Raw genomic sequence first — 15,128 nt, 5'->3', positions numbered from 1 at the left:
CTTTGATTTTAGATTAATCGAATAAACAAATAACCGATTAAACTGTTCTAAAGATACATTTCGATTAATCCTTCAGGTAAGTCCATGATGACTTTTTTGTTTTCCCTGTCAATTTTCACAAGAAAATGGTCAATCATGGGGATAAGGATTTCTACTTCACCGTTTAAAACTTCAAAAAGAGGCTGGGCTGTTGTATCATTTATAGATTGAATTTTCCCAACAACACCAAGGCGTTTGTCTTCAACTTCAAAACCAATTACTTCGTGGAAGTAGAATTTGTTGCCGGTAAGTTTTGGCAACATTTTTAAAGGAAGATAAATGGCGTTACCTATTATGGCGTCGGCATCTTCTTCGGTATTCATATCTTCAAAACGAATTCTAAGGAAATCGTTTTTGTGCAGCGAACTGCTTTCAATAAAAAAAGGAACCAAGTGTTTGTTGCATTCAACAAACACTGATTCCAAGTTTTCGTATAACTCAGGTTCGTCCGTGTCTAAATAGGCAAGAACTTCCCCTTTGAAACTAAATTTTTTAGCGATTTTACCTAAATAGAAACAATCTTCTTTACGCATGTTCGCCTTCTAAAATTATGCTTCAGTTGTTTCGTTATTTTCTTCTGCAGCAGGAGCTTCTTCAGCTTCAACTTCAGCAACTTCTTCAACAGCTGGTGTTGCAGCAGCGATAGCATCAGCTTCTGCTTGAGCAGCTGCAGCTAAACGTTTAGCGTTAACATCTTGTTCTGCTTTGAAAGCTTTAGCTTTAACGTCAGCTTGCGCTTTTGTTAAACCTTCTTTTTTAGCATCAACTTTTCCAGATTTAGCATCTAACCAAGCATTTAATTTAGCATCAGCTTGTTCTTGAGTTAAAGCTCCTTTACGGATACCACCATCAAGGTGATGTTTCAATAAAGCTCCTTTGTAAGAAAGAATCGCTTTTGCAGTATCAGTTGGTTGAGCACCATTGTGCAACCATTTTACTGCGCTATCAAGGTTTAAGTCGATAGTTGCTGGGTTTGTGTTTGGATTGTAAGTACCAATTTTTTCAAGGTATTTACCGTCTCTTTTTGAGCGTGCATCTGCAGCTACAACCCAGTAAAAAGGTTTTCCTTTTTTACCGTGTCTTTGTAATCTAATTTTTACTGACATAATCTTATGATTAAATTTTGAGGTACTCGACCTCTGTTAATTAAGGGTGCAAAGATACATCTTTTATTGATAAATACTAATCTGACTATACTTAAATGAATGATAATGGATTAGGGTTGTTTTTGATTTTGTTTTGTATGTTATAAGTCTGTATTATTTGTTTAAAATTTGATGTTGTTAATTTTTATCGCGATATTTTATTAGTTTCAGGGAAGTTAATGATTTTGGAAATTATGCTGTGTTAAATTCCTAAAACCCTTGAATTAGGTGTTTTAGAATATTCTTTTTATTTTTTTAATTAAAATAAAAAACATAAATAAGCTAATTTATAGTGGATTAGAAAAAAATAGACGTACATTTGCTCTATTATTTAAATAAGTACATATGAATATTTTTGTTGGAAGCCTTCCATTCAGTATTGAGGAAGCAGATTTAAGAGAGTCTTTCGAGGCTTACGGAGCAGTTGATTCAGTTAAAATTATTACTGATAAATTTACAGGAAGAAGTAAAGGATTTGGTTTTGTTGAGATGCCAAATGATGACGAAGCTCAAAAAGCAATTGACGAATTGAACGGAGCTACTGTTCAAGGACGTGCAATCGTAGTAAACAAATCTGAGCCTAAACCAGAAGGTGAAAGAAGAAGTTTTAACAATAACAGTCGTGGTGGAGATTCACGCGGTGGTTATGGTGGTGGAAACAGCCGTGGTGGAGAAAACCGTGGTGGTGGAAACAGAGGAGGATATTAATATTTTTTTCTAGCTATAAAAAAAGGTGTCAATTTATTGACACCTTTTTTGTTGTTTATTATTTGGTTTAAAGCTGAGTAAGAGCTAAAAGTGAGTGTTGTTTTTCAGGTTGTAATCTTAGCTATTGCTCAATTTTTAAACAAAATAAATTTTATAGATTAGCAACTAACCAGTCGCCAACTTCACTCGTTTTATACGCTTTACTTCCCTTTGCAACTAAATCTTCGGTTACAATTCCTTGTTCTAAGGATTTATTCACCACCGCTCTAATAGCTTCTGCTTCTTCTTTTAATCCAAAAGCATCTTCAAACATCATTGCAGCAGATAAAACCGTAGCTAATGGATTAGCGATATTTAATCCTGTAGCTTGTGGATAAGATCCGTGAATAGGCTCGTACAATGAAGTATGTTCTCCAACAGATGCAGAAGGCATCAATCCCATAGAACCTGATATTACAGAAGCTTCATCCGTTAATATATCTCCAAACAAGTTTTCGGTAATCAATACGTCATAAGAGTTTGGCCATTGTACCAAACGCATGGCAACCGCATCAACAAATTCATAACTCACCTCCACCTCTGGATAGTCCTTTTCCATGGCTTGTACTGTTTCTCTCCATAATCGGGAAGTTTCCATTACATTGGCTTTGTCTACACAACATAATTTTTTAGTTCGTGTCATTGCTAATTCAAAACCTTTTTTTGCTAAACGTTGTACTTCAGATCTGGTGTACGTACAGGTGTCAAAAGCTGTTTCGCCATCGTCTTTTCTTCCTTTTTCTCCAAAATATATTCCTCCAGTAAGTTCTCTTAAGAAAACCAAATCAGTTCCTTCAATGCGTTCTCTTTTTAAAGGAGAATTATCAATTAAAGATGGAAATGTAAAGGTTGGACGTACATTGGCAAACAAACCTAATTTTTTACGCATCAATAATAAACCTTGTTCGGGTCTTACAGGCGCACTTGGGTCGTTATCATATTTTGGATGTCCAATAGCTCCAAATAGAACGGCGTCAGCTGCCATACAAATTTCATGCGTTTCATCAGGATAAGGAACTCCAACGGCATCAATGGCACAAGCTCCTGTAAGTGCAGGCGTCCAAGTGATTTCATGGTTAAATTTTTTTGCAATAGCATCAGAAACTTTTACGGCTTCATTAATTACTTCTGGTCCAATTCCGTCTCCGGCTAATAGGGCTATGTTAAATTTCATTAGGTATATTTTATATTAATGTATTTCTATTTATTATTGGGCAGCAACAACATTCAACATTTTCTGGGTTGCAATGATTGCGGCAACTGTTTGGTCTGAATCCAGTCCTCTGGTTTTAAATTCTTTTTCATTATTCGTCCAGGTAATTATGGTTTCACACAATGCGTCAGAACTACTTCCTGGCGGAATTCGTACGGCATAATCAATCAATTTTGGCAATTCTAAATTTTTGCTTTTGTATATTTTTGCCAAAGCGTTCATGAAAGCATCAAATTGTCCATCACCTTGTGCATGCTCTTCAATGATTTCACCGTCTATTTTTAAAGATAAAGTGGTCGATGGACGCATGCCTTTTGCATGAGACAATATATAGGACTCGACAATAATTTTTTCCTGATAGGTTTGACTGTCTAAAACATCAGAGATTATATAAGGTAAATCTTCTTTGGTAACGGTTTCTTTTTTATCACCTAATTCAATGATACGTTGCGTAACTAATTTTAAATCCTCAGGGTTTAATTGAAGGCCTAATTCCTGAAGGTTTTTTTCAATATTAGCTTTTCCGGATGTTTTTCCAAGAGCGTATTTTCGTTTTCTTCCAAAACGTTCCGGAAGTAAATTATTAAAATATAAGTTGTTTTTATTGTCTCCATCGGCGTGAATACCGGCAGTTTGCGTAAACACATTATCACCAACGATGGGTTTGTTTGCCGGAATTCTGTATCCTGTAAAAGTTTCGACCAACTTACTCACAGAATATAATGATGATTCTTTTACACCGATTTCTATTTGCGGAAAAAAGTCATTTATTACAGCAACCGTACTTTCAAGTGGAGCATTTCCAGCGCGTTCTCCCATTCCATTTACGGTCACGTGGAGTCCTTGAATACCAGCTTTTACAGCTTCCATTACATTAGCGATGCTTAAATCATAGTCGTTATGCGCATGAAAATCAAAATGGGTGTTAGGGTATCTTGCTATAATTTTCGAAATAAATTCAAAAGTTTCAGAAGGAATTAAAACGCCTAAAGTGTCCGGTAGCAAGACTCTTTTTATAGGTTGTTTGGTTAGAAAATCTAAATATTCAAACACATATTCAGGGGAATTACGCATTCCGTTACTCCAATCTTCTAAATACACATTGGTCTCAATATTATTTTGCTGAGCCAAAGTTATGGCTTGAGCAATTTCGGTAAAATGCTGTGTGGGTGTTTTTTTTAATTGATGGGTCAAATGATTCAAAGATCCTTTGGTCAATAAATTCTGCACCTTTGCACCAGTTTTTTTCATCCAATCTATGGAAAGTCCGCCATCTACAAAGGTTAAAACTTCAATTCTATTGGAGTAATTTTTTTCGTTAGCCCAAGTCATAATCCCTTTTACACCTTGAAATTCTCCTTCGCTCACGCGTGCAGAAGCAATTTCGATTCTATCAATATTTAATTCTTCCAACAACAATTGCGCAATGGTTAGTTTTTCTGCAGCAGAAAATGATACTCCCGAGGTTTGTTCACCGTCACGGAGTGTCGTATCCATTATTTCAATTTTTCTTTTTTCCATTATAAATTTGATGCTAAAAGTGGTTTTGACTTTAATAATTTGTAGTCGTTTTTATAAAAAGATAAAACAGTTACCTAACTAAAAATACAATTCAGCTTAAGATAACTGTATTTTAGTGAGTTTTTTAGTAAGGAAGTTTGTCAGCAAACCCAACAATTTCTTCTTTGATATTTTGCAAATAATCAATATCATCAAAACCATTAACCATATTGTCTTTTTTGTATCCTGAAATATCAAAAGATTCTTTTTGGCCAGTTGCTAGTAAAGTAATCGTTTGTTCCGGAAGATTGATTTCCAATTCTGTTTTAGGATCTGCTTCGATAGCTTTGAAAATTGTGTCGGCAAATTCTGGACTCACTTGAACTGGCAAAACACCAATGTTTAAGCAATTTCCTTTGAAGATATCAGCAAAAAAACTTGAAACTACAGCACGAAATCCATAATCGTAAACTGCCCAAGCTGCGTGCTCTCTCGAAGAACCCGAACCAAAGTTTTTTCCTCCTACTAATATTTTTCCACTGTAAGTTGAGTCATTCAATACGAAATCTGCTTTTGGAGTATCGTCTCCATTGTATCTCCAGTCTCTGAAAAGATTGTCTCCAAAAGCTTCACGTTTGGTAGCTTTCAAGAAACGTGCTGGGATAATTTGATCGGTATCCACATTTTCTATTGGTAGTGGCACTGCACTACTGGTAAGGATATTAAATTTATCGTATGCCATTTGATTTTTGATTTTTGATTAACGATTTCTGATTTTAGATTTACCGAGTGGAAAATGGAATCTTAACCGCTAACTAATATTATTTTATATTCTATTAATTTAAACTGAAATGCTGTGTCGATTTTAACGAAATCTGAATTGCTGCGCCAGTTCGCTGACGCTCGGGTCAAAAATCGTTAATCTAAATTCTGAAATCTTTTAAAATAAATCTCTTGGATCTGTCAATACTCCCGTCACTGCAGCAGCGGCGGCCATAATTGGACTTGCCAATAATGTTCTTGAACCAGGACCTTGACGACCTTCGAAGTTTCTGTTTGAGGTGCTTACCGCGTATTTGCCCGCAGGAACTTTATCGTCATTCATTGCTAAACAAGCCGAACAACCAGGTTGACGCAATACAAAACCAGCTTCGGTAAGAATGTCTAGCAATCCTTCTTCTTTGATTTGTGCTTCTACTACGTGAGAACCTGGAACTAACCAAGCCGTAACATTATCTGCTTTTTGTCGCCCTTTTACAATTTCTGTAAAAGCTCTGAAATCTTCGATTCTACCATTGGTACAACTTCCTAAGAAAACAAAATCGATTGGTTTGCCAATCATTACGTCGTTTTCTTCAAAACCCATATAGGCTAACGATTTTTTGTATGTTTCCTCGCCACCTTCCACTTGGTTGGCATTCGGGATATTTTTTGAGATACCAATTCCCATTCCTGGATTTGTACCATAAGTAATCATTGGTTCGATATCTGCAGCATCAATATTTAATTCTGCATCAAAAACAGCATCAGCATCGGTTTTTAACGTTTTCCAATACTCCACTGCTTTTGTCCAAGCTTCGCCTTTTGGAGCGTATAATCTTCCTTCTAAGAAATCGAATGTTTTTTGGTCAGGTGCAATCATACCACCACGAGCTCCCATTTCGATACTCAAGTTACAAACAGTCATACGACCTTCCATCGACATATCTTCAAAAACGTTTCCGGCATATTCTGCAAAATATCCGGTACCTCCAGAAGTTGTTAATTGAGAAATAATATAAAGTGCAACGTCTTTCGGACCAACACCTTTGCTCAATTTACCATTTACGTTGATGCGCATTTTCTTTGGTTTTGGTTGCATGATACATTGTGTAGCCATCACCATTTCAACCTCAGAAGTTCCAATACCAAAGGCAATAGCACCAAAAGCACCATGCGTAGAGGTATGAGAATCTCCACAAACAATAGTGGCGCCTGGTAAAGTGATTCCGTTTTCAGGTCCTACTACGTGTACAATTCCATTTTTTTTATGACCTAATCCCCAGTGAGAAATACCATATTCTGCTGCGTTGTCTTCTAATGCCTTAAGTTGATTTGCAGATAATGCATCTTCAACAGGTAAATGTTGATTTATAGTTGGGGTGTTGTGATCTGCGGTAGCAAAAGTGCGTTCTGGGTATAAAACCGAAATCCCTCGTTCTTTTAAACCTAAAAAAGCTACAGGACTAGTAACTTCATGGATGAAATGACGGTCAATAAAAAACACGTCCGGTCCATCTTCTATCTTACGCACCACGTGCGAATCCCATACTTTGTCAAATAATGTAGTACTCATTTTGATATATTTTAATGTATTTTTTTATAGCCAAGTTGGCTAAGATGATAACTATGATAGCAAAACTAAAAAAACAATCAAGTCTATACTTACCAATATTTCATTATATACGATACCCAAAATCTCATCCGGATATTTCTTAATTGAATTTTGTCTTTTAGACTTCTTTTTTAGTAGTGTAGTTTTTTATTTAAATAAAATGTATCGTCAGTTTTTTTAATTTTTTGATATTTATCGAATAGTTAGTATTCATGTCTTAAAAGCGGTTATGATTATGAATATTTAATTAAATGGGATTTAAATTGATTTTTTTTTAATTTTAAATTCGCTATTTAACTTTTATTGAAGCTGTTTTTAAACCTGATTTCATGAGTAAGTTGACTTTTTTTTACTCGTATTTCAGTATTTTTATTTGATAAAATACTACGACATCCAAAAATCAATATGTGGTCTTTTTATCTTTATAACAAAGTACGTTTAAGATGATTTGTTCAAAATGATTGTAGTTTTAATAGGAGAATAGTCCTTGAAAATAAATTTAGTTTTGTTGATAACTTAGCTGCTATTCTACCCTAAAAAAAACTAAATTTGAAATTCATTTTTTGCGATTTTTTAAAATCACAAACACTTCAACTCCAGATATGTACTTAATATTCGATACCGAAACTACAGGATTACCAAAGCGTTGGGGCGCTCCCATTTCAGATACGGATAACTGGCCGCGTTGTATTCAAATTGCTTGGCAGTTGCATGATGATATGGGAAAACTCATCGAGCATCAAGATTATTTGGTCAAGCCCGAAGGTTTTAATATTCCGTATGACGCAGAACGAATTCACGGTATTTCTACTGAATTGGCGGAAGCTGATGGAATTTCTTTGGCGGAAGTTTTGGAAAAATTCAATATCGCATTGGGTAAAGCCAAATTCATTGTAGGTCAAAATCTAGGTTTTGATATAAATATTATGGGTTGTGAGTTTTATAGAATGGGCGTTGAAAGCCAAATGAGTTCAATGCCAATTCTGGATACCTGTACTGAAGTTACTGCTTCCTTATTAAAACTGCCTGGTGGTCGAGGAGGAAAATTCAAACTGCCAACATTAACAGAATTACACTCTTATCTTTTTAATAAACCCTTTGGTGAAGCGCACAATGCAACTGCAGATGTGGAGGCAACTACGCGTTGTTTCTTGGAGTTGATTCGTCGAGATGTTTTCACAAAAGAGGAGCTCGATGTTCCAGCCAGTTATTTTCAAGATTTTCAAAGTAAGAATCCAAATGAGATTAAACTCATTGGTTTAAAACATATAAATCTCAAGGAAGCTTCGGATAAAATTCGTCAGCAGTTTGGCGAAAAACAAGCGCCGGCCGTTTCCAGAGCAGAGCTTTCTGAGAATAAAAAGGTGCTTATAGATACACCTTTCGTGCACTTGCACAATCATACGCAGTTCTCGGTGTTGCAATCTACCATTAGTATTGCGGCATTGGTAAAAGCAGCAGCACAACAAAAAATGCCTGCAGTTGCCATGACGGATCATGCGAATTTGATGGGAGCTTTTCATTTCGTGCGCGATATTTTATACCATAATAAAGCGGCTGAAGCCAAGAATAAAGCGGCAATCGAAAATGGCGAGGAACCTACAGAAGTTCCGATGAAACCAATTGTGGGCTGCGAATTTTTTGTATGTGAAGACCATAAAAATAAATCGGTTAAGGACAATGGATATCAAATAGTTCTTTTGGCGAAGACCAAAAAAGGCTACCATAATTTGGCTAAAATGTCTTCCATCGCTTATACGGAAGGGTTTTATTATGTGCCAAGAATCGACCGAAAAGTCATTCAGGAGTTCAAAGAAGATATTATTGTTTTGTCTGGAAATCTTTATGGCGAAATACCAAATAAGATTTTAAATATTGGTGAAAACCAAGCTGAAGAAGCCTTGATTTGGTGGAAAAACGAGTTCAAGGAAGATTTTTACATTGAGGTGATGCGTCACAATCAGGAAGATGAAAATCGGGTGAATGCGTCTTTAATTTCATTGGCAAGAAAGCATGAGGTCAAAATTATAGCGACAAACAATACCTTTTATATAGACAAAGAAAATTCGAATGCACACGATATTTTGCTTTGTGTGCGTGATGGCGAAAAGCAGACAACGCCAATAGGACGAGGTCGCGGCTATCGTTACGGATTGCCGAATCAGGAATATTATTTCAAGTCGGGAGACGAAATGAAGCAGCTTTTTGCCAATTTGCCGGAAGCGATTTCGAATATTTCGGAGATTGTGGACAAGATTGAAATTTTCGATTTGGCTCGTGAAGTTTTACTTCCAAAATTTGAAATCCCGGTTGAGTTTAATAATCCAGAAGATGCAGTTGATGGCGGAGTACGAGGTGAAAATGCGTATTTAAGACATTTGACTTTTGAAGGAGCAAGAAGACGCTATCCAGTAATTACTGAAGAAATTCAGGAACGATTGGATTTTGAATTGTTAACGATTTCCAATTCTGGTTATCCGGGTTACTTCCTGATTGTACAGGATTTAATTGCCGAAGCGAGAAGTATGGGCGTTTCTGTTGGGCCTGGAAGGGGTTCTGCGGCAGGATCTGTGGTGGCATATTGTTTGAAAATTACCAATATTGACCCTTTGATGTACAACCTGCTTTTTGAGCGTTTCCTAAATCCGGATCGTGTGTCATTACCCGATATTGATATCGATTTTGATGATGAAGGACGAAGCAGTGTAATGGATTATGTAATCCGAAAATACGGTTCAAAACAAGTGGCACAGATTATCACTTATGGTAAAATGGCAACCAAATCAGCGATTCGAGATACCGCTCGTGTATTGGATTTGCCTTTATTCGAAGCCGATAAAATTGCGAAATTGATTCCGGGAATGATGCCGTCTAAGTGGAATTTGGCTCGGTTTTTAAATGAAAAGGAGGATGTCATTAAGAAAGCCGTTCGTCCGGAAGAATACGATAAAATAAAAGAATTAATAGGTCTTGCTAATGAAGATGATTTGGGTGGAGAAACCATTCAGCAAGCTAAAGTTTTAGAAGGAAACTTAAGAAATACAGGGATTCACGCCTGTGGAGTAATTATTACGCCAAGCGATATTACTGATTTTGTTCCTGTGGCTACCGCCAAAGATTCCGATTTGTATGTGACCCAATTTGATAACTCGGTTGTGGAAAGTGCCGGATTGCTGAAGATGGACTTCTTGGGTTTGAAAACCCTGACTCTTATAAAAGACACCGTTAAATTAGTAAAATACAGAACTGGAATTGATCTTGATCCAGACACTTTTCCGATTGATGATTTGAAGACCTATGAGCTTTTTCAACGAGGAGAAACGGTGGGAATTTTTCAATATGAGAGTCCTGGAATGCAGAAATACATGAAGGAATTGAAACCAACAGTATTTCCCGATTTGATTGCGATGAATGCGTTGTATCGTCCGGGACCTATTGCTTATATTCCGAGTTTTGTAAAAAGAAAAAATGGCGAAGAGGAAATTATTTATGATTTAGATGCTTGCGAAGAATTATTAAAAGATACGTACGGAATTACGGTTTATCAGGAACAGGTAATGCTTTTGTCCCAAAAATTGGCAGATTTCTCCAAAGGTGATGCCGACGTTTTGCGTAAAGCAATGGGAAAAAAACAAAAGGACGTTTTGGATAAAATGAAACCTAAATTTATCAGTCAGGCTGCCGCCAAAGGTCATGACGAAGATAAATTGGAGAAAATATGGAAAGACTGGGAAGCCTTTGCTGAATATGCCTTTAATAAATCGCACTCTACTTGTTATGCTTGGATTGCATACCAAACAGCATTTTTGAAAGCGAATTATCCGGCCGAATATATGGCAGCGGTTCTTTCGAATAATATGAGTGATATTAAGCAGGTTTCGTTCTTTATGGAAGAGTGTAAACGTATGGGATTGCAGGTTTTAGGGCCTGATGTGAATGAGTCGTTTTACAAATTTACAGTAAATGATGATTATGCAGTACGTTTTGGAATGGGAGCCGTTAAAGGCGTGGGTTCAGGAGCTGTGGCAACAATTGTAGAGAATAGAAAAGATGGTAGATACAAATCTATTTTTGATTTAACCAAACGTATTGATTTGCGTGCGGCTAATAAAAAAGCATTAGAAAATTTGGTTTTAGCTGGCGGTTTTGACTCCTTTACAGGAACTACAAGAGCGCAATATTTTCATGATGATGGTGATGGAATTACCTTTTATGAAAAAGCGATTCGGTATGGTGCAAAGTTTCAGGAAAATGAGAATTCATCGCAAGTCAGTTTGTTTGGCGACAGCAGTGATGTTCAAATAGCAGAACCTATTGTGCCGCCTTGCGAGGATTGGAGCACGATGGAAAAATTGGCTAAAGAAAAAGAAGTAGTTGGGATATATATATCGGGACATCCGTTGGACGATTACAAATTTGAAATGAAATATTTTTGTAATGCCAAACTGGAAGCATTGAAAAACATGGAATTGCATGTCAGTAAAAGTTTGGCTTTTGGAGGGATTATCAATAATGTACAGCACCGTGTAGCTAAAAATGGAAAAGGCTGGGGTATGTTTACTTTAGAAGGGTATGATGAAAGTTATGAATTCCGAATTTTTGGTGAAGAGTATTTAAAGTTTCGCCATTTCTTTATCCAGAATAATTTTACCTTTATGAAAGTGATGGTGAAAGAGGGTTGGACAGACCGAGATACAGGTAAAAAAGGAGAGCCTAGGCTACAGTTTGTTGAGGTAAAACAATTGCAAGATGTGTTAGAAACTTTCGCTAGAAAATTAATTGTGCTGCTAAATATTAAGGATTTAGAAACTGATTTTATCCATAAATTGAGCCATATTTTTCAGGAAAATAAAGGCGATAATACAGTTTCCTTTGAAGTTATGGAATTGGAAAAAACGAAACGCCTCGTTGCCGTTGCTCCAGTTGAATTAGAGAATGAAGAGGTAGCTTTTGTTGATGAAAATGAAGATTCTGAAATGGGAACTCTCGAAATTCCAGAGGCAAATTCAATTGCAAAAGTTGAAGAAGTCGAGGAAATTAAGGTTGTGACTAAATTAACCATGCCTAGCAGAAAATTGAAAATCAAGATTTCTAATGAATTATTATTGGAGTTAGAAAAAATGCAGATTAATTTTAAGCTTAATTAGGCCTTGTCAGCAGTACAGATAAATAAAATTTAAATCCCGGAATTAGAATAATATAGAATCGAGAGGGTTATTTTTAAGGTTACTTGTGTCAAAATAAGGTTCAATTTATCTAATTATTGCTTTTTTTTGCTTGTTGTTTGTTGTTTTTTTAGATCTGAAACGTTAAATTTTTCTATGTAAAGGGTTGATTTTTATATGCATGCATATAATGTTTTTTTTGTGTTCACATTTCTTTAAGAAATACACAAAAGCATTAGCTAAAATTATATAAGTTTGTCGCACAACAAAAAATAAAATTATGAAAAAGAACCTATTTGTATTAGGATTAATGGTTTGTTCTATGACTATGTTTGCTCAAACTGAAAAAAAAGAAAGTTGGTATTTTAAGCTTGGAGGATCTTACTTCATGCAAACTGCCGCTACAGAATTTCCAACAGTTGGAGGGAATGCAGCATTGAGTAAGGTTTATGTAGGAGGGGAATTAGTTTCTGAAGAAAGTGTTACAGGTTCATTTGGTGAAGGTTTTAGAACTGGAGCAACTGTTGGATACCGTTTCACAGATCGTTTAGGTGTTGAAATGGGGATCAATTATTATAATAGTAATGATAAGACAATGGTTAAGAGAGTAGATGATGGATTGGTAACCTTGAAATCCGTGGGTCAAATCACTGCTTTTGATTTAGCTCCTGCGATTGTATTGTTTTTAGGTGAAGTAAAAGGTTTCGAAACTTATTCCAAGGTAGGTGTAATTGTTCCTGTTCATGGTGATTTAACAATTAAAACTAATGCAGTTGCAGCTCCTGGAGTAAATGTATTCAGTAAAGATGTTATCAAACCAAATCCTACTGTAGGTTTTCAGGCAGCATTGGGTACTTCATTTAAATTAGGAAACCATATTTCTGCATTCGCAGAATTGGAATACCGTAACTTTACGGTACATGGTAAAGATAAAGAGACTACAGAATTCACTATTAACGGAACGGATAGATTGAGCACGCGTAGCACTTCTCAAGTACATTCTAATTATACGGATCGTTTGGATAGTAATTCTAATAATTCTCAATTTAACACTGTAGATACTTCTAGACCTACAGATGAATTAAGTTCTTATGTTGGAATCAGTGGTCTTGGTTTGACTTTAGGATTGAAATATAGTTTGTAATACAATTTTATTATAGGAGAAGGGATGTTTGAAAAAGCATCCCTTTTTTGTTTTAAAAAAAGGTTTTGGTAACACGGGTTTTTAGCCCTGATGGTCGAATTGCTAGCGCAATTACCTTTTCAGGCTTTTTTAAGCCGGAAAAGATAATTGCGTACAGCAGGAAATAGCTTCTGAAAATCAAAACCGGAATTTTGCAACCAGTAGAGATAGGAATTGATAATGGATTAATAGTCAAAACTAATTTGGGAATAGTGTTTGATTTGTTTTTAATTTCTAAATTTGTAATCTAGTTTGAAACAATAAAATATTCGGACGGTAAACTTTAAATAAAATATTATGGCATTAGCAATAACAGATGCTACTTTTGAAGAAGTAGTTTTAAAATCAGACAAACCAGTAATGGTAGATTTTTGGGCAGCATGGTGCGGACCTTGTAGAATGGTAGGTCCAATCATTGATGAATTGAGCAACGAATACGAAGGTAAAGTTGTTGTAGGAAAAGTTGATGTTGATGCAAACCAAGAATTTGCAGCTAAATACGGAGTTAGAAATATCCCAACAGTATTGGTTTTTCATAACGGAGAAGTAGTAGGAAAACAAGTAGGAGTTGCTCCGAAACAAACTTACGCTGATAGTTTAGACGCTTTGTTGTAATCGGTAGATTATGATTTATATAGAATCTGTAAGGATTCAGAGAAAAGGTTTGACGAAAGTCAGGCCTTTTTTTTGTTTTAACTGAATTGATTTCAGCTTCTTAATTAAGTTTTGCTACGGTAATCTTTTAATTTTTAAATCGTTCAATCTTTTAATATATTTGGTAGATGAAGATTGAATCACAAATAGAGAAAATTTCTAGTTTTCAGCACCTAGAACTGCTGGCTAATCAAGTTGTGGAGGGTTTTATTTCTGGAATGCATAAAAGTCCGTTTCATGGCTTTTCAGCTGAATTTGCTGAGCATAAAGTGTATAATGTTGGTGAAAGCACCAAGCACATTGATTGGAAGCTTTTTGCTAAAACGGATCGCCTGTTTACTAAACGTTTTGAGGAGGAAACGAATTTGCGGTGTCATATTATTATTGATAATTCATCATCGATGCATTATCCAAAACTAAAAGAGAATCAGAACTTTTTTGAGAATAAGATTGGGTTTTCAGTATTGGCTTCGGCAGTTTTAATGAATCTGTTGAAGAAACAACGCGATGCTGTGGGTCTAAGTGTGTTTTCGGATAGATACGAGTCCTATGCGCCTGAAAAAGGTAGTGATCGCCATCACCGAATGATTTTGAATACACTCGAAGGCTTGCTTGTGAAACCTCCTGTTGAAAAAAAGACAGACACAGTTACATTTTTGCATCAAATAGCGGAGAAAATCCACCGTCGTTCGATGATCATCTTATTTACGGATATGTTTCAGTCCGGTCCAGAATCATCCGGAGAAGAAGCACTCTTTAATGCGCTGCAACATTTGAAACACAACAAGCATAAAGTAGTCCTGTTTCACGTTGTTGATAAGAAAACAGAGTTAAATTTTGACTTTGATAATGCTCCAAGGAAGTTTATTGATGTGGAAACGGGAGAAGAAGTGGCTGTTTTTGCCGATACTGTTAAGAAGGAATACGAAAAAGAGGTGGAAAGTTACTTCAAGAAGTTGGCTTTAACCTGCTCTCAAAACCGAATAAAGTACATTCCGGTGAGTGTGGATGAAAGTTTCGAGAAAATTTTAATGACATACTTGGTTGAAAAACAAAACTTTGGATAATAAGGCAAAATTTTATCAATTATTTTTTCAAAAAACGCTTG

General features: G+C 35.9%; 11 protein-coding genes. 5 read left to right on the top strand and 6 right to left on the bottom strand.

Going from position 1 to position 15,128, the window contains the following annotated elements; translation table 11 throughout:
* Positions 1-47 precede the first annotated feature (47 nt).
* Together rimM and BC952_RS00920 are read right to left on the bottom strand one after the other, a co-directional pair.
* Positions 48-572, bottom strand: coding sequence for a ribosome maturation factor RimM (gene rimM, locus BC952_RS00925; RefSeq protein ID WP_121363864.1), 525 nt, complete (start codon positions 570-572; stop codon positions 48-50).
* 15 nt (positions 573-587) lie between these two features.
* Positions 588-1,145 (bottom strand): 30S ribosomal protein S16, encoded by a 558-nt coding sequence (locus BC952_RS00920; RefSeq protein ID WP_113664488.1) that lies wholly within the window; start codon positions 1,143-1,145, stop codon positions 588-590.
* A 384-nt stretch (positions 1,146-1,529) separates the two neighbouring features.
* On the opposite strand from BC952_RS00920, the gene BC952_RS00915 reads away from it, so the two are divergent.
* The gene (locus BC952_RS00915; RefSeq protein WP_066079550.1) at positions 1,530-1,892 is read left to right on the top strand and encodes an RNA recognition motif domain-containing protein; all 363 of its coding nucleotides are present in this window, start codon (positions 1,530-1,532) and stop codon (positions 1,890-1,892) included.
* Between the two features lie 151 nt (positions 1,893-2,043).
* Here the strand turns inward: BC952_RS00915 and leuB are convergent, their stop codons facing one another.
* The 4 genes from leuB to leuC all read right to left on the bottom strand — a co-directional run bounded on the left by leuB (position 2,044) and on the right by leuC (position 6,979).
* Positions 2,044-3,105 (bottom strand): 3-isopropylmalate dehydrogenase, encoded by a 1,062-nt coding sequence (gene leuB, locus BC952_RS00910; RefSeq protein ID WP_121363863.1) that lies wholly within the window; start codon positions 3,103-3,105, stop codon positions 2,044-2,046.
* A gap of 33 nt (positions 3,106-3,138) precedes the next feature.
* The gene (locus BC952_RS00905; RefSeq protein ID WP_121363862.1) at positions 3,139-4,665 is read right to left on the bottom strand and encodes an alpha-isopropylmalate synthase regulatory domain-containing protein; all 1,527 of its coding nucleotides are present in this window, start codon (positions 4,663-4,665) and stop codon (positions 3,139-3,141) included.
* 124 nt (positions 4,666-4,789) lie between these two features.
* Positions 4,790-5,386, bottom strand: a complete 597-nt coding sequence (leuD, locus tag BC952_RS00900; RefSeq protein WP_121363861.1) for a 3-isopropylmalate dehydratase small subunit — start codon at positions 5,384-5,386, stop codon at positions 4,790-4,792.
* A gap of 198 nt (positions 5,387-5,584) precedes the next feature.
* Entirely contained in the window at positions 5,585-6,979 is a 1,395-nt protein-coding gene (leuC, locus tag BC952_RS00895) for a 3-isopropylmalate dehydratase large subunit (RefSeq protein WP_121363860.1), read from the bottom strand.
* 641 nt (positions 6,980-7,620) lie between these two features.
* On the opposite strand from leuC, the gene dnaE reads away from it, so the two are divergent.
* From dnaE to BC952_RS00875, 4 genes are all read left to right on the top strand, one after another.
* Positions 7,621-12,165, top strand: a complete 4,545-nt coding sequence (gene dnaE, locus BC952_RS00890) for a DNA polymerase III subunit alpha (protein ID WP_121363859.1) — start codon at positions 7,621-7,623, stop codon at positions 12,163-12,165.
* A gap of 298 nt (positions 12,166-12,463) precedes the next feature.
* Positions 12,464-13,327 (top strand): outer membrane beta-barrel protein, encoded by an 864-nt coding sequence (locus tag BC952_RS00885; protein WP_121363858.1) that lies wholly within the window; start codon positions 12,464-12,466, stop codon positions 13,325-13,327.
* Between the two features lie 336 nt (positions 13,328-13,663).
* Positions 13,664-13,981, top strand: a complete 318-nt coding sequence (trxA, locus tag BC952_RS00880) for a thioredoxin (RefSeq protein ID WP_024980008.1) — start codon at positions 13,664-13,666, stop codon at positions 13,979-13,981.
* 167 nt (positions 13,982-14,148) lie between these two features.
* The gene (locus tag BC952_RS00875) at positions 14,149-15,087 is read left to right on the top strand and encodes a DUF58 domain-containing protein (RefSeq protein ID WP_121363857.1); all 939 of its coding nucleotides are present in this window, start codon (positions 14,149-14,151) and stop codon (positions 15,085-15,087) included.
* The last annotated feature ends 41 nt before the right edge of the window (positions 15,088-15,128 follow it).

This window comes from Flavobacterium limicola (genome assembly GCF_003634755.1).
Lineage (GTDB): Bacteria > Bacteroidota > Bacteroidia > Flavobacteriales > Flavobacteriaceae > Flavobacterium > Flavobacterium limicola.
The sequence above is the reverse complement of the archived record's forward strand: the minus strand, read 5'-3'. Positions and strand labels throughout refer to the sequence as shown.